Source organism: Actinoplanes subglobosus (assembly GCF_042650585.1).
GTDB lineage: Bacteria > Actinomycetota > Actinomycetes > Mycobacteriales > Micromonosporaceae > Actinoplanes > Actinoplanes subglobosus.
This window is the reverse complement of sequence record NZ_JBHSBL010000006.1, coordinates 146081-161990: the sequence shown is the minus strand read 5'-3', so window position 1 is coordinate 161990 and position 15910 is coordinate 146081. Positions and strand designations below refer to the sequence as shown.

At 70.3% G+C, this 15910-nt stretch carries 11 protein-coding genes; 3 read left to right on the top strand and 8 right to left on the bottom strand.

Features of this window, described 5'->3' with window-relative positions; translation table 11 throughout:
* Both ACFO0C_RS06895 and ACFO0C_RS06890 read right to left on the bottom strand, forming a co-directional pair.
* Positions 1-1560 (bottom strand): FtsX-like permease family protein (locus tag ACFO0C_RS06895; RefSeq protein WP_378065695.1); only part of this gene is annotated, 1560 nt, incomplete at its 3' end.
* Positions 1561-1642: 82 nt separating this feature from the next.
* Positions 1643-2524, bottom strand: a complete 882-nt coding sequence (locus ACFO0C_RS06890; RefSeq protein ID WP_378065694.1) for a magnesium transporter CorA family protein — start codon at positions 2522-2524, stop codon at positions 1643-1645.
* 15 nt (positions 2525-2539) lie between these two features.
* Between ACFO0C_RS06890 and ACFO0C_RS06885 the strand changes: the two genes are divergently transcribed.
* Complete coding sequence (locus ACFO0C_RS06885) at positions 2540-3247, top strand: nicotinamide mononucleotide transporter family protein (RefSeq protein WP_378065693.1); 708 nt, start codon at positions 2540-2542, stop codon at positions 3245-3247.
* Here ACFO0C_RS06885 and ACFO0C_RS06880 read toward each other — a convergent pair.
* The gene (locus ACFO0C_RS06880; RefSeq protein ID WP_378065692.1) at positions 3154-4608 is read right to left on the bottom strand and encodes an MFS transporter; all 1455 of its coding nucleotides are present in this window, start codon (positions 4606-4608) and stop codon (positions 3154-3156) included. The genes ACFO0C_RS06885 and ACFO0C_RS06880 overlap by 94 nt on opposite strands.
* Positions 4609-4685: 77 nt before the next feature.
* Here ACFO0C_RS06880 and ACFO0C_RS06875 point away from each other — a divergent pair, with 77 nt between their 5' ends.
* Both ACFO0C_RS06875 and ACFO0C_RS06870 read left to right on the top strand, forming a co-directional pair.
* Positions 4686-5345 carry a TetR/AcrR family transcriptional regulator gene (locus ACFO0C_RS06875; RefSeq protein ID WP_378065691.1) on the top strand — a complete coding sequence of 220 codons (660 nt, stop codon included), beginning with the start codon at positions 4686-4688 and terminating at the stop codon, positions 5343-5345.
* Positions 5346-5575: 230 nt separating this feature from the next.
* Complete coding sequence (locus tag ACFO0C_RS06870; RefSeq protein WP_378065690.1) at positions 5576-8524, top strand: carbohydrate binding domain-containing protein; 2949 nt, start codon at positions 5576-5578, stop codon at positions 8522-8524.
* 226 nt (positions 8525-8750) lie between these two features.
* On the opposite strand, the gene ACFO0C_RS06865 is transcribed toward ACFO0C_RS06870, so the two are convergent.
* From ACFO0C_RS06865 to ACFO0C_RS06845, 5 genes are read right to left on the bottom strand one after another with little or no spacing between them, the layout of a single operon-like run.
* Positions 8751-11543, bottom strand: coding sequence for a DUF5682 family protein (locus ACFO0C_RS06865; RefSeq protein WP_378065689.1), 2793 nt, complete (start codon positions 11541-11543; stop codon positions 8751-8753).
* Positions 11540-12652, bottom strand: a complete 1113-nt coding sequence (locus tag ACFO0C_RS06860) for an ATP-binding protein (protein WP_378065688.1) — start codon at positions 12650-12652, stop codon at positions 11540-11542. The genes ACFO0C_RS06865 and ACFO0C_RS06860 overlap by 4 nt, the downstream gene beginning before the upstream one ends.
* Before the next feature lie 24 nt (positions 12653-12676).
* Positions 12677-14011, bottom strand: coding sequence for a vWA domain-containing protein (locus ACFO0C_RS06855; protein WP_378065687.1), 1335 nt, complete (start codon positions 14009-14011; stop codon positions 12677-12679).
* On the bottom strand, positions 14008-15375 hold the full coding sequence (locus ACFO0C_RS06850) for a hypothetical protein (protein WP_378065686.1): 1368 nt from the start codon (positions 15373-15375) through the stop codon (positions 14008-14010). Before ACFO0C_RS06850 ends, ACFO0C_RS06855 begins: the two co-directional genes overlap by 4 nt.
* On the bottom strand, positions 15375-15875 hold the full coding sequence (locus ACFO0C_RS06845; RefSeq protein ID WP_378065685.1) for a hypothetical protein: 501 nt from the start codon (positions 15873-15875) through the stop codon (positions 15375-15377). The genes ACFO0C_RS06850 and ACFO0C_RS06845 overlap by 1 nt, the downstream gene beginning before the upstream one ends.
* Positions 15876-15910 lie beyond the last annotated feature (35 nt).

Below are 15910 nucleotides of genomic sequence, written 5' to 3'. Positions count from 1 at the left end.
GGCGCCACTGCGGGCGGTCCGCCCGGCACTCTCGGCGGCCCAGCCGCCGGCCGCCGTGACGAACAGGGCGACCGCGACGATGACCAGCACGAACAGCCGGTCGGAGCCGGGTGACCGGGAGATCCGCAGTGCGGTCAGGCCGACTCGCAGCCGCCCGGCGCGCAGGGCGGCGGCACCACCGCGGTCGGCGGCCCGGTTGAGGAGGCGGGCGGCGATCAGGCCGACCGCGAGCGCGACCAGGGCCAGGGCGGAGCGGCCCAGCCCGTCGGCGGGGCCGGCCGAGCGGACCTGGTAGAGGGCTGCGGCGGCGATCGCGAGCAGGACCACGTCGACGAGGGCGGGCCGCCAGGTGCCACGGCCGGAGCCGGCCCGTTGCAGCAGCGCGGAGACCGGCCGGCCGAGCACCGTGGCCTCGACCGTGGCCAGCACCGCGAAGCCGCCGGCCAGGACCGCGCCGACCGCGGCCGCGCTCCAGACCAGGGCGGTCTGCCGGTCCACCGCGACGGGCACCGGGCCGGCCAGCGCCCACGCCGTCAGGTAGCCGAGAGGCGCCCCGATCAACGCGCCGGCGGTCAGCGGGACGAGGTGCTGGCCGAGGGCCAGTCGCAGCCGCCCGGACCGGCTCACCCCGCGGAGTTTGAGCAGGGCGGCGTCGGCCCGCCGGTCACGCAACGTGTACCACCCGGCGAGGCCGAGTGCGAACCAGGTGAGGATCAGCAGCTGGGCGCCGGAGGCCGAGATCCCGTCCAGGATGGTGCCGCGGTCGCGGACGATCGCCTGGTGCAGCGGGGTGGCCTGGCTGTTGAGCCGGAGCTGCTCCTGGGCGAGCACCCGGTCCGACGCGACGAGCGCGGCGCCGAGGTCGAACCCGCCGTCACCGCGCAGCAGCTCGTTGGGGAGCACCACGTCGTACGCCACGGTCGGGCTCGACAGGTGCCGGTGCTCGAAGGTGGCCGTGACGGTGAACATCGGATCCGGGCCGGTCGCGGACCGGAACAGCCGGCTGGACCAGTAGGTGCCGGTCGGATCGGCCCGCGCGTAGAGCCCGACCACCGTGAGTTTCAACGGGACGACCGAGTCGGCGGTGAGGACGGTCATCACGCCGCCGGTCGTGACGCCGAGCCGTCGTGCGGCGTCGTGGCTGACGGCGACCTCACCGGCGGCCGCCGGGCAGGCCCCGTCGAGGCGGACCCGCTCGCAGAACTCGTCGCGATAGGCCAGATCGATGGTGGTGCTGGCCGGTCCGGTCGGCACGTTGATCGACGCGGAGAGCCCGCCGACCCCGTCGCCGCTCCCTTTCGGCAGACCGGCCCGCACCCGCGCGGCGAACCGGGTCAGCGAGCCGGCCGGGTCGCCACGGGTGTCGATGCGGTTGGTCACCGTGACGGTGCGCTGGTTCGCCGGGGCCGCCTCGAGGTAGGCATCGGCGGCCTTGCCCACGGCGGCGAAGCCGTACCACGGGCCGGCCGCGGCGACGGCGGCCGCGAGCACGGTCAGCACCAGAATGGTCAGCACCTGCGCGGCGCGTGTCCGCACCGCGCCGAAGACGAGCGCGAACATTCACCCCTCCCCCGGTTGCGGGGGACGTTACGCGATCAGGACGCCGCCCGGGGACCCCTGTGGACAGTGGGGCTTAACCGGTTCATAGCCAGTTGCGGCGTTTGAGGTAGAGATACAGCCCGCCGGCCGTCAGCACGATCAGCACGGTGCTGACCACCCAGCCCCACCACTGCTCGTAACCGGGGTAGGGCAGGTTCTGGCCGAAGTATCCGGTCAGCGCCGTGGGGATGGCGATGATCGCGGCCCAGGCCGCCAGTTTGCGGGTGACCACGTTGAGCTCGTTGCTCTGCTCGGCCAGGTCGTCGTCGAGCAGTTCGGTGATCCGGATCCGGGAGTGCTCGATCAGGTCCAGGGCGAGCCGGGCGTGGTCCTCGACGTCCCGGTAATACGGCTTCAGGTCCCCGTCGGCGGCCAGCGACCGGGCCACCTCGGGCATCGGGGCGGCCGCGCGGCGCAGGGCGGCCAGGTGACGGCGCAGGGTGAAGCCGTGCCGCCGCACGTCGCGGGGTGCCGGGCCGTCGCCGAGCATCCGGTCCTCGACGGAGTCCATCGCCTCGTCGATCCGCTGGGCGATCCGGTACTGCGTGTCGGCCACGAGGTCGAGGAGCGCGTACACCAGGAAGTCGACGCCGCCGGGTGGGCGATCGCCGTCGGCCCACCGGTCCAGCACGGGTCGCATGTCGAACGGCGCCCGGTGGACGGTGATCAGCGCTTCCGGGGTGATGAAGGCGCTGATCTCGGTCTTGCGCGGCTCGTGGTCGAACTCGACGGCGTAGACGTTGAGGAACATGTGGTTCTCGTAGTGGTCCAGTTTGGGCCGCTCGTGTTCCTGCAGGGCGTCCTCGACGGCGAGCGGGTGCAGGCCGAACCGGGTGGCGAGGGCCGCCAGCTCGTCGTCGGACGGGTCGTCGAGGTCGTACCAGAGCGCCGTGCCCGGTTCGTCGACGTAGAGACGGGAGGTCACGGCCTAGGATAAGCCGTGACCTGGATCGATCAGTTGCTGACCGCTTTCTATGACGCCAAGTGGCAGGTGACCGGCACGCAGGCGATCTACTGGCGGGAGATCGTCGGCAACGCCTTCGGGCTGGGCTCGGCGCTGTTCGGGTTGCGCCGCAACGCGTGGGCCTGGCCGGTCGGGATCGTCGGCAACGTGCTGCTGTTCACCGTGTTCCTCGGGCAGGCGCTCGGCAACGATCAGGGCACCCCGCTCTACGGCCAGGCTGCCCGGCAGGTGTTCTTCCTGGTCACCAGTGTCTACGGCTGGTGGGCCTGGCAGCGCAACCGCCGGCGGGACCACGGCACCGCCGTGATCCCGCATTGGGCGAGCCCACGGCAGCGCCTGATCCTCATCCCGCTCGCACTGGCCGCGGTGGGGGTGTGCTTCGTGGTGTTCCGCGAGGTCGGGGCCGGTTTCCCGGTCCCCTGGTGGTACTACCTCGCGGACTCGTGGATCTTCGTCGGTTCGATGCTGGCCACCTATGCGATGGCCCGCGGCTGGGTCGAGTTCTGGTTGTGCTGGATCGCCGTGGACCTGGTCGGCGTGCCCGAGTTGCTGCACTTCGGCTACTACCCGTCGGCGATCCTCTACGCGGTCTACGCGCTCTTCGTCATCTGGGGTTTCGTCGTCTGGCTGCGGATCTCCCGGTCGGTCGCGGCGGCCTCGGAGCCGGCTCCGGCGGTGGCCTGACGGCGCAGCATCCACAGGCTGACCGGCACCCCAGCCGCGACCAGGGCCGCCGCCACCACCAGCGCGAACTGGTATCCGGACAGGAAGTCCCCGCCGGCGGCCTCGGACCGGTTACTCAGGATGGCGCCGAGCACGGTGACGCCGAGCAGGCCGAACACCTCGCGGGAGACGTTGAGCATGCCGGAGGCGATGCCGGCCCGTTGCGGCGGCAGCGCGTCGACGACGACGGTGTTGAGCGGAATCAGCAGGCCGCCGCCGACACCGTAGAGCAGGAACCACGGGAGCAGGTCGCCGTAGGTGGTGCCCGCACCGTACCCGGCGATGCCGGCGATCGCCGCTGCCATCACGGCAAGACCGAAAGCGGTCACCCGCGCCACACCGAACCGGATCTCCAGGCGCGGTGCGAGAACGGCTCCGGCCGCGGTGATGATGGCCATCGGGATGAACGCCGCGCCCGCCTCGGTCGGCGTGAACCCGAGGACGTTCTGCAGGTAGATGGCCATGTAGAAGTAGATGCCGAAGACACCGAAGGCCCACAGGCCCATCGCCAGCAGGCCGCCGGAGAACATCCGGGACCGGAAGAACTTCAGGTCCATCATGGCGTCGGCGTTGCGGTTCTGCAGGAGCACGAAGACCACGGCCGCTGCGGCGGCGACCGCGAATGATCCGAGGATGAGCGGCGCGGTCCAGCCTTCCGCGTCCCCTTCGATGAGGGCGTACGTGAGAGCGAACAGCCCGAGCGACGAGGAGGCGAGACCGGCCGGGTCGAGCCGTCGCAGCGACCACCCGTCGCGGACCGGCTGGCGGGGCACGCTGACCAGGGTCAGGACGAGCGTGACGATGCCGATCGGCAGGTTGATCAGGAAGATCCAGCCCCACGAGACGTGCTCGCTGAGGACGCCGCCGGTGAACGGCCCGACGGCGAGGGCGAGCGCGCCGACGCCACCCCAGACGCCGATCGCGGTGGCCCGTTCCTTCGGGTCCGGGAACAGTTCCTGGAGCAGTGCCAGTGACGCCGGGGCGAGCAGCGCCGCGCCGATGCCCTGGACCGCGCGGGCGCCGATCAGCAGCCCCTGACTGTCGGCGAGGCCGGCCGCGACCGAGGCACCCGTGAAGATCACCAGCCCGGTTACGAACGCGAGACGGGTGCCGAGGACGTCCGCGACGCGGCCTCCGGCGAGCAGGAGGCCGGCGAAGACCAGGATGTACGCGCTGGTGATCCACTCGAGCCCGGCGATGCTGAGGCCCAGGTCCCGCTGGATCGACGGCAGCGCCACGTTGACGACGTTGTTGTCGAGGTAGGTCATGAAGGTGCCGAGCGCCACCGCGACCAGCGCCCACCACCGACGGTTCTTCTCCATCAGATCCCCCTGTACGACGTACTTGTACGGTGTACATGTACCTCGTACATGAGACCCGTACGTTGTACAGTTGTCAAGTGACCGGTGATCGACTGACCAAGGCCGCAGTGGCCGACCGCGCGCTCCGCCTCGCCGACGAGGAGGGGCTGGACGCGGTCACGGTCCGTCGCCTCGCCAAAGAGCTGGGCGTCACCCCGATGGCGCTCTACTGGCACTTCAAGAACAAGGAAGAGCTGCTCCTGGGCATGGTCGACCACCTGCTCACGGATGTGCGAGCCGATGCGAACGTCGACGACCCCTGGCAGAAACGCCTACGCAGAGTCGTCGAAACGGTGGTCGGGGTGATGCGCGAGCACCCGTCGCTGCCGGTCCTCCTGCACTCGGTGGACAAGACGCAGACCGAGAGTTTCAACCGGGCGACGAACGACACACTGGCACTGCTGGCCGACGCCGGGTTCACCGTCGAGGAGGGGTACTGGGTGGCCACGTACCTCTTGAACGGTTGCATGGGTGCGGTGAGCGGCCAGCCGGGATGCCCGCCGGGCGTCCCGGCCGACCAGGAGCCGGAGTGGCGCCGCCAGAAACGGGTGCAGTTGGAGGGCATGCCCGCCCACCGCTTCCCGATGATGATCCGGCTCGCCGAGTCCTATCGCGACGAGCCCGACATGGACGCCTACTACACCTTCGCGGTCGACCTGCTGATCGCCGGCGTGGAGGCGATGGCCCCGCAGCGATAGACAGACATCTCCGAAGGGGCGTGCCGCACGATGCCGGCGCGCCCCTTCTTGCTGCCCTCATCGGACAGATCGAGACATCTCAGTGCATCTTTTTGCAAGGGGACGGCAGAGGGTTCCAGAAATTGAAAGAAGTTGCTAGCTTCCTCGTCATGTGAACGCGGGATTACCGATTCGTTGAGCCCGCATCTCCCCCGCAACACCGCCGTCCCCCGAGGTGGTTGGAGGCCCCCGTGTCCCGAATACTCCGCAGAGTGCTGGCCGCGCTCTGCGCCGTACCCCTGCTTCTCATGACCGAACTGCCCGCCGCGCACGCGGCGACCACGGTGACCGTCTACTACCAGGCGCCCACGTCCTGGACGACCGTCAACATCCACTACGCACCGACCGGCGGCTCCTGGACGACCGTGCCCGGCGTCGCGATGAGCGCCTACACCAGCTGCTCCGGCTGGTACAAGAAGGAACTCGACCTCGGCACCGCCACCGGCATGCAGGTCGTCTTCAACAACGGCTCCGGCACCTGGGACAACAACTCAGGATCCAATTACAGCGTGGGTACGGGCACCGTCACCATCTCCGGTGGCGCGGTCAGTTCCTCCGTCCCGTGCAGCACGGCGAGCAACTCGGCCACCGTCTACTACAAGACGGCGTGGACGACGACGTACCTGCACTACGCGCCGACCGGCGGCGCCTGGACCACGGTCCCCGGCGTGGTGATGAACGAGGAGGCCTGCACCGGCTGGGTCCGCAAGACCGTCAGCCTCGGCACCGCCACCACCTGGGCCGCCACCTTCAACAACGGCTCCGGGACCTGGGACAACAACTCCAGCAAGAACTACGCGCTGGGTACGGGTACGAGCACCGTCAACGGCGGCGTCGTCACCGCGAACGCGGCGAACCCGTGCGAGACGGCCCCGGCCGACACCACGGCACCGACCGCGCCGACCGCGCTGACCGCCACCGCGGCGGGCACCACGGTCACCCTCGGCTGGACCGCGTCCACCGACAACGTGGGTGTCGTCGGTTACCGGATCACCCGGGGCAGCACCGTGCTGAGCAGCTCGACCACCGGTTACACCGACCGGGGGCTCAGCGCGAACACCGCCTACACCTACCAGGTGCAGGCTCTCGACGCGGCCGGCAACCTCTCCACCGCCGCCTCGAAGAGCGTCACCACCGGTGCGGCCGACCCGGCTCCGGCCGGCGGCGAGATGCTCGGCGGCGACCCGCGCAAGGACAGCATCTACTTCATCCTCACCGCGCGGTTCAACGACGGCGACACCACCAACAACCGTGGTGGCAGCCAGCACACCAAGTCGGGCAACGCGGCGAACGACGACCCGATGTTCCGTGGTGACTTCAAGGGCCTGGTCGACAAGCTCGACTACATCAAGGGTCTCGGCTTCTCCGCCATCTGGATCACGCCGGTCGTGCTGAACCGTTCCGACTACGACTTCCACGGCTACCACGGCTACGACTTCTACGAGGTCGACCCGCGGCTGGAGTCCAACGGCGCGTCCTACCAGCAGCTGATCGACGCGGCGCACGCCAAGGGCCTCAAGATCTACCAGGACATCGTCCTCAACCACACCTCGCGGTGGGGAGCCAACGGCCTCTACACCCCGACCGTGTTCGGCACCCGGGACAACGACTGGAAGTGGTACTACAGCGAGAAGGTCGCCGGCAAGACCTACAACCCGCTGGAGGAGCACCAGGGCAACGACTCCACGATGACCGCGGCGCAGAACGCACTCGCCAAGGGCCGCCCCTACAACGGCGACCTGTGGAGCAGCACCGCGCCGGCCGGCAACACCTGTCCCAACTACGGAGTCGCGACCGGGGGCAAGAGCTCCGAGGGTTTCGCGCTCTACAACTGCCAGTGGCCGCAGCCGACCAACAAGATGTTCCCGTCGACCCTCTTCCACCAGTGCTGGATCGGCAACTGGGAGGGTGAGGACGCCCGGTCCTGCTGGCTGCACGAGGACCTCGCCGACCTGAACACGGAGAACGCCGTGGTCCAGGACTACCTGATCGGGGCGTACAAGAAGTACATCGACATGGGCGTGGACGGTTTCCGCATCGACACCGCCGTGCACATCCCGCGCGTCACCTGGAACCGGCGCTTCCTGCCGGCCTTCCAGGAGATCCTCACCCAGAAGTACGGTGCCACCAAGGCCAAGGACTTCTACATCTTCGGTGAGGTCGCGGCGTTCGTGAACGACAAGTGGAACCGGGGCTCGGTCAACCACTCCGCCCAGTTCTTCACCTGGAAGGAACGCTCGACGTACTCGTCCGACGACGTCACGGCGGCGATCGAGCAGTTCAACTACGAGAACAATCTGGGTACGGGCAACCAGCCGACCAGCACCAACGCGTTCCTGTCGGGCAACAACTACCACACGCCCGACTACTCGAAGTTCTCCGGCATGAACATCATCGACATGCGGATGCACATGAACTTCGGTGATGCCAACAACGCGTACTGGAACGGCAAGGACTCGGACGACTCGGTCAACGACGCCACGTACAACGTCGTCTACGTCGACTCGCACGACTACGGGCCGAACAAGTCCTCGGTCCGGTACACCGGTGGCACCGACGCGTGGGCCGAGAACATGACGCTCATGTGGACGTTCCGTGGTATTCCGACGCTGTACTACGGCTCGGAGATCGAGTTCCAGGCCGGCAAGCAGATCGACTGCGGCCCGACGTGCCCGCTCGCCACCACCGGCCGTGCCTACTACGGCGCCAACCTCGCCGGCAGCGTCACCGCCAGCGACTTCGGTGTGGTCAGTTCGGCCAGCGGTCAGGTCGCGACCACACTGTCCCAGCCGCTGGTCAAGCACCTGCAGCGGCTCAACCAGATCCGCCGGGCGGTCCCCGCTCTGCAGATGGGCCAGTACTCGACCGAGGGTGTCAGCGGCAACATGGCATACAAGCGCCGCTACACCGCCAACGGCGTGGACAGTTTCGCCCTGATCGCCGTCTCGAACGGTGCCACGTTCAGCGGCATCCCGAACGGCACCTACGTCGACGCGGTCACCGGCGACACCAGGACCGTGACCGGCGGCTCCCTGACGATCGACCTCAACGCCAAGGGCAACCTGCGCGTCTACGTCCTCTCGACGAGCGCCACCCCGGCCCCCGGCAAGATCGGCTCCGCCACCACCTATCTCAAGTAACCACCCCGCATGCCCCACACACCGCGCCGGCCGGGCCCCCAACCCCGGCCGGCGCGGCCATTCCCGCTCCAGCAGCCCTCCACCCCAGCCCGGCAGCCCCCTCGCCGCCCGGCCGGCGAACGTCCTGGCCTCCCGGCCCGGCAGCCCCCTCGCCGCCCGGCCGGCGAACGTCCTGGCCTCCCGGCCCGGCAGCCCCCTCGCTGCCGGGCCGGGAGAGTGGGGCCGGTCAGGCGCCGATCAGCTCGGCGACCGCCCGCGCCGTCGTGGGATGTGCCGTGAGCAGCCCGGTCACCGCCGCTGCGTCACCGCTGGGCGCGGCCGCGACCGGCGTCCACCCGCCCTCGCAGCCGAGCAGCGCCGCCACCGCGTCCGTCGGCGCCGGATGGGCCGCCAGCAGCACCATCGCGGCACCCGCGGGTCCGGACGGCCCGGCCGGCAGCCCGGCCCGATCGGCGGACGGCCGGGGGCGGGCCGGAACGTTCCACGGGGCCGTCCACGAATCCAGAGCGGCGAGCGACCCCGGGAAGGTGCGTCCCGCCTCCCGGGTCAGCACCGGCACCAGCTCGGCGGCCTGCTGTTTCAACGTGGTGATCAGATTGGGCAGCCACGGCAGCAGCACCGGATCGGGCAGCCGCGCGAACGCCTGCGACAACGTCTCCACCACGAACGGCGCCAGCCTCGGCACCGGCTCCAACGCCTGCACGAACCCACTCACATACTGCGGGAACGACGGCACCACGAGCGGGTTGCCGAGCAGATCACCGACCCGGAGCCGCAGATCGGCCAGCGACAGCGCCCCCAGCTGATACCGGGCCGCCCAGAACAGCGCCATCTTGGCCGGGGACTCCGGATGCGACTGCCGGACCGCGATCTCCAGCTGGGTGCGGTCACACCCCAGCGACAGGGCCAGGCTCTCCATGCTGAACAGGAAGCCGAGCATCGCCCCGACCTGCCGGACCCCGGTCTCCTCCTCGACGAACGCCGTCGGCAGAAGCGTGCAGTAGTGCGCGTACCCCTCGGTGACGAACCGTCCGCACCATGCGGGCAGCACCGGCGTGGTCGCGCGATAGTGCCCGAGCAGCCGCCGGATCCGCCGCAGCACGTCGGGGGCGTCGTCGACGGTCCGCTCGGCCGACAGCAACTCGATGGCCCGGGCGCCGAGCTCCTCGGTGAGCCGCGGGCTCTCCAGGAAGAGCAGCGAATTCTCCACCGCCTTGAGCACCGTGGCGGCCGTCGCCTTCGGGTCCCAGGCGTCCCGGCGCAGCCGCTGCTCCAGCACCTGCTCGACGGTGACGCCCTCGTAGCCGAGCTCGATGACGGCCCGCTGGTTGCGGCCGATGTCGAGGTCCCAGCTCTCCTGGATGTGGCGCTCGCCGAGTCTGCGGCTGCCCATGATCGGGCGGACCGCCTGGTCGGGTAACAGGTACCGCAGGATCCAGAGCAACTGGGAGCAGGCGGCCAGCTCGGGCCGGGCGGCCAGGTCGAGCAGCGCCCGCTGGATGCTGCGCTGCTCCAGGTCGAGGCCGAGCGGGGCGAGCCGGTCGTAGACGTCCCGGGCCAGCGGTGGCAGGGCCTCATAGCCGACCTGCCCGATCCGGTCGCCGCCGAGCAGGATCTCGCACAGCCGCCGCACATCACGCCGGCCGGGCACAGTGTCCTTCTCGATGCAGGTGACCGCGGCGTCCTGGAAGTCGTACGGCGTCGGCCGCACCCGCCCACGCATCCCGGCCAGCAGCACCGACGTCTCGAACACCGCGATCGCGTCGGCTGTACTCGCGAGGTAGCCGTTGCGGCGGGCGAGCCGGACGATGTCGACGCACCAGCCGCGCAGTTCCTCCTCGTCGAGCCCGTCGAGCACCGGCGGCCCGGCCAGATAGCCGGTGAGGTGGTCGACGACCGGACCGGACGCCCCGGCCGGCAGCGGCAACGCCTTCTTCGCCTTGCGGGCGCCTTTCTGCCCCTCCAGCCGGAACGGTGTGAGCCGTAGTTTCTGCAGCTGTTTCTGCCAGGTGGAGGCCGCGATCGACACCGAGCCGGGCGCCAGCCCGAACTGCGACTCGATCGCCGAGTGGCTGGACGGGATCAGCCCGTAGAGCCACGTCGTACCGCTCCGCGGGGTGATCGCGAAATCCGGGGTGCCCGCGGCGGAGCCGGCCTCCGGCACCCGGCTGGCCGCGTGGAACGCCCCGCAGATGTACAGGCACTCGGCCGGGTCCGCACCGGACCGGCCGAGGTGCTCGCGGATCCGGGTCCACATGTAGCGTTCCCGGTCCTCGTCGCTCGCATACCGTTTCGTGTCGTGCGGGGCCAGCCGTCGGAACAGGCTGCCGACGAGCACCATGACCTGCCGGTAGGTCTCGTGGCCGGCTCCGGCGAGCGGCTGCTCCACATACTGGTCCCACCACTCCGACCAGTGCCGCACCCGGCCGTGGTGCAGCAGGTGCTCCTCCAGCTCGGCGAAACGGGGCCGGAGGTCGCCGATCTCCACACCGACCGCGTCGCCGTGCAGATCGCCCTCCGGCTCGGGGGTGTCCGCCGGTGACGAGACGTCGGGCTGCCACTGGAAGACGTGGTCGGTGGACCGGTCGACCAGGACCAGCTCGACGCCGGGAGTGTCCAGCGCATAGGAGATCGCCTGGTACTCGGCGGAGGCCTCGGTGATCGGCGCGATCACCGAGAGCGGCGCCGACTCCTTGGGGAACCCGTCGAGCTCGGAGGCGAACGCCTGGAGTGCCACCGGAAGCCGGCAGTTGCGCAGCTCGGTCAGCAGTGGCTGCAGGTCCTCGCAGAGCTCCAGGTAGATCACCTTGGGCTGTTTCTCCCGGAGCCGCCGGAGCATGGCCAGCGCCGAGGCCGGCGAGTGGTGGCAGACCGGGAAGATCTCCAGCGGCTCGCGCAGCGCGTGATCGACGTCGTCGACGATCCCGGCGAGGATCTCCGGCAGCGCGGCCGGACCGTCCGCCAGGGACTCGGCCGCGCTCAGCAACTGATCGCGGAGCGGATCGAAAGGGCTGGTCACGACAGGGTCGCGATCGCCTGACGGCCACCCTCGAGGAAACCGTCCCACTCGCCGCTCTGCTCCCGGCTGCGCGGCTCGATCACGCCGTGCCAGTACTTGTTGAGGATCGCCAGGTCCTCCGGACTGCGCCGGGCCAGCGAGCCGACCAGCGACGACGCCAGAGTCTCCGAGGTCAGGGTGCTGGCGCCGAAGAAGTTGCTGTGCAGGATCGCGTCCTCCAGGACACCGATCTGCTCGGCGGTGGAGAGCGCCGACTCCAGGCGCTCGTCGTCACTGCCGGCCGAGGCGGACGCGGCCCGCAGGTCGGCGAAGCTCTGGAGCAGCACGTCGAGCAGGGTGGGCGGCACCTCCAGCTCGATGTTGTGCCGGCGCAGCAGCTCCTCCGTGCGGAAGCGGACGATCTCCGCCTCGCTCTTCTTGTTGGTGACGACGGGGATGCGGACGAAGTTGAAACGCCGCTTGAGCGCCGAGGACAGGTCGTTGACGCCCCGGTCGCGGCTGTTGGCGGTGGCGATGATGCTGAATCCGGGCTTGGCGAAGACGATGTTGTCGTCCTCCAGCTCGGGGATCGACACATATTTCTCGGAGAGGATCGAGATCAGCGCGTCCTGCACGTCGCTGGTGGACCGGGTCAGCTCCTCGAACCGGCCGATCACGCCGTTCTCCATCGCGGTCATGATCGGCGAGGGGATCATCGACGCCCGGGACTGGCCTTTCGCGATGACCATCGAGACGTTCCACGAATACTTGATGTGGTCCTCGGTGGTGCCGGCGGTGCCCTGCACGACGAGTGTGGAGTTGCGGCTGATGGCCGCGGACAGCAACTCGGCCAGCCAGCTCTTACCGGTGCCCGGGTCACCGATCAGCAGCAGGCCGCGGTCGGAGGCGAGGGTGACGATCGACCGCTCGACGAAACTGCGGTCGCCGAACCATTTCTGCGAGATCTCCCGGTCCAGCCCGTCGGCACGCTCGGAGCCGAGGACGAACAACCGCACCATCTTGGGGCTGAGCCGCCAGGAGAACGGTTTGGGCCCGTCGTCGACGGACTCCAGCCAGTCCAGCTCCTCGGCGAACTTGATCTCGGCGGGGGCACGCAGCATGTCACTCATGGGGACGGTCTCCTAGGTGAGAGATCAGACGAGGAAGTTCTTGAGCTCGGTGACGAGCTTCTTGATGTGGCCGGACAGGACCGGGGTGCCCTGGTCCTTGAAGCGCTGCCGGAACCAGGGGTTGACGCTCTGATGGCCGCCGCTGCTGACCGAGCCGACCGGGATGAACTTGACGCCGGAACGGTGCACGGCCTGCATGCCGTCCCAGACGGCCTGCTCCTGCCACTCGTAGAAGTCGGAGATCCAGACGACGACGGTGTTGCGCGGATCGGTGATCTTGGGCCGGGCCAGGTCGAGCGCGACGGTGCCGTCGGTTCCGCCGCCGAGCTTGGTGTGCAGCAGCACCTCGAACGGGTCGTGCACCCACGGCGTGAGATCGAGAGCCCTGGTGTCGTAGGCGACCAGGTGCACGTCGACCTTGGGCAGCCCGGCGAAGATCGAGGCGAGGATGGTGCAGTTGACCATCGCGTCGACCATCGACCCGGACTGGTCGACCACCACGATCAGCCGGGCCGGCTCGATCCGTTTCGCGGTCTGCCGGTAGTAGAGCCGGTCGACATAGAGCCGCTCGTCCTCGGGGCTCCAGTTCGGCAGGTTCTTCCAGATCGTGCGATCGAGATCGAGGTTGCGGAAGATCCGTTTCGGCGGGACGGAGCGGTCGATCGTGCCTGCACTGGCCTGCGCCACCTGGGTCCGCAGCACCTCGGCCACCTCGTCGACGAACCGGCGGATCAGCGCCTTGGCGTTGGCCAGCGCCACGCCGTCGAGATTGTCCTTGTCGCGCAGCAACTGCTCGATCAGCGACATGCTCGGGGTGAGCTGCCGCGCGAGCCGGTTGTCGGCCAGCACCTCGCGCAGCCGCATGCGGCTCACCAGGTCACCCTCGATCCCGGCGAGCGTGGCACCCAGCCCGGGGCCGCTCCCCGTGCCGGCGCCGCTGCCGCCCCCGGCTCCCGCGCCGGCGGCCCGCCCGCGCAGCTGACCGGGCTCGCAGCCCATCGCCCGCTCGAACCAGCCGGCGTCGGCCTGCCAGCGCTGCAGCTGCTCGGCGGTCACGTTGCCGGAGCCGGTCGCGAAAACGTTGAGCAGCAGTTTGGACACCAGTGCGGCGCGGCGGACCTCACCGTCACGATCGTCGTCGGGATCGCTCATCAGCCCGTCGAACTCGGCCTCCAGCTGCGGGAACCGTTGCACGACGGTGTCGATCGAGACGGACGGGTCGAGCAGCGCGGCCGGCAGGCCGAGATCGCCGACGATCGCCATGCTGCCCGACTCCAGGGCGGCCTGCTCCTCCGGATCGAAGAGCCGGGCCAGCAGCCGCCAGTAGAGGACCTGGCGTCGGGTCTCCGCAGCACTCATCTCCGCAGCAGCCTTCCCGCGCGCTCGCGCAACACGTCGACAGCGGTACCGGCGACCGCCTCGGCCTTGGCCGCCCTGGCCTCGGTGGGGCCGAGCGCCCAGTCACCGGTGTGCGCGACGACCGGCTTCTTGCGCACCAGCGACTGCACCGCCAGGGGCTGCACGGACCAGCGGCCGCCGTCCCACCGGAGCAGGCCCAGGCAGGCGGTCGAGGCGGCGACCAGGGCCGGAGTGAGCGGGCCGGCCTCGGGCAGCCGGTCGATGTCGACGGCGAGGGTGACACCGCCCAGGTCGAGCGACTCCGGACCGGCGGTGTAGCCCTCCAGCAGGACCGGCTCGGCGATGGCGGCCGGATGACGGTCGAGCGGGGCCACGGCCGGGGCGGTCACACCGCCGAGCCGGACCCGGGCGGCCGCGAACGGGTCGGCGGGCTCACCGGGCACCGCCCGCGACTCGTCCCAGAGCAGGTCGCCGGCCGGGGTCAACGGCATGCCGGAGACCTCGACCGTCCGCTGCCCGGCCAGCGCCTCCCGGAAGATCGGGAAGCCGCTGAGCATCCGCCACGCGGACGGGCCGCTGATCGTGTCGACCTTGGCGGCCGCCACGCTCACCCGGACCAGGCGGACCTCACCGCCGGGTGTCTCCAGCAGCCCGTGCGCCTGTGCACGGAAGACCGTGGGGTGCTCGTGCAGATCGACCCCGAGCAGCAGGAGCCGGCCGTCGGCCGGAGCGGCCGCGGCCGTGGGAAAAGCGTCCTGGGAGAGCAGGACCGCCCGTGCCCAGAGGTCGGCCCAGCGGCGCACCGGGATCCGGTCGAGAGTGGCGATCGGGGAGGCACTGCGCAGCTCCGCGGCGAACCCGTCGAGCAGCACCGCCAGCCGCCGGCCGGCCGGCTCGGCGAGCAACGCCTGAACGGCCCGGGCACCACCGCCGGCCAGCTCGTGGTCGACCCCGCGCCACCCGGCGATCGCGAGCTCCCGCAGCCAGGAACGGCCGCCGGCGAGCAACCGCACGGCACCGGGGTCGCCGGCCGGGGCGGACCAGGCAGCGCGAGACCGGCCGAGGCCCTCGTCGAGCCGCCCGAGCAGGGCGTCGTGCGCGGCACCGGTCAGCGCGGCACGGGCCCCGGCCAGAACGGCCAGATGATCGTCGGTGACGGTGCCGGCGAGGATCTTGCCGACCGAGTCGGCGACCCGGCCGGCGAGCGGCGAACCGGTGAAGGCGGCGGCGAACGACTCCAGAGCTGCGGCGCGCTCCTCGTCGATCCGGGCCAGGCCGTGGACGAGGGCGTCGTCGAGACCGTCGATCAGGGTGAACGCCTCGTCGAGACCGTCGGGGCGGGTGCGTAGCGCGTCGGCGAGCATCAGCGCACCACCCCGGCGGCCGGGAACCAGTGCAGCTCGGGCAGCGGCTCGGCGGTGGCCGGCACCTCCAGGTAGGCCAGGTGACGCAGGAAACCGCTGAACACCTCGGCGGCCCGGCTGGGCGCGGTCGTGGTGTGCAGGCCCGACCAGAGGTCGTCGTCGCCGTCGGGGAGGGCGACCTTGAGGTAGCGGGCGACACGGTCCACCCCGTACTGCGCGACGGCGGCGTCGGCCAGGGCGCGCAGATGATTACAGGCCCGGGCGCCGCCGGCGAGGCCGCCGCAGGGCCGGTTGTTGTTGGTGTTGCAGCTCAGGCCGTGGTCACCGGCGGTGATCGAGGAGACGTAGACACGCTCCACGTCGGACCCGCTGGACACCACACCCTGCAGCCGGCCGTCGGCCAGCTCCACGAACGGCACCTTCGCCAGCTTGCGTGGCCGAACGGGCGCGATGACCGGCGCCGCGCTGCGTCGCTCGTAGGCGACACCCCCGCTTGTCACAACCAGACCTCCTCACGAACAGGTGGGGAAGTTCT

Coding starts and splice junctions, on each gene's coding strand:
- ACFO0C_RS06880 (WP_378065692.1), bottom strand. CDS start 4,608: ATGGAGAAGAACCGTCGGTGGTGGGCGCTGGTCGCGGTGGCGCTCGGC.
- ACFO0C_RS06860 (WP_378065688.1), bottom strand. CDS start 12,652: ATGAGTGACATGCTGCGTGCCCCCGCCGAGATCAAGTTCGCCGAGGAG.
- ACFO0C_RS06855 (WP_378065687.1), bottom strand. CDS start 14,011: ATGAGTGCTGCGGAGACCCGACGCCAGGTCCTCTACTGGCGGCTGCTG.
- ACFO0C_RS06850 (WP_378065686.1), bottom strand. CDS start 15,375: ATGCTCGCCGACGCGCTACGCACCCGCCCCGACGGTCTCGACGAGGCG.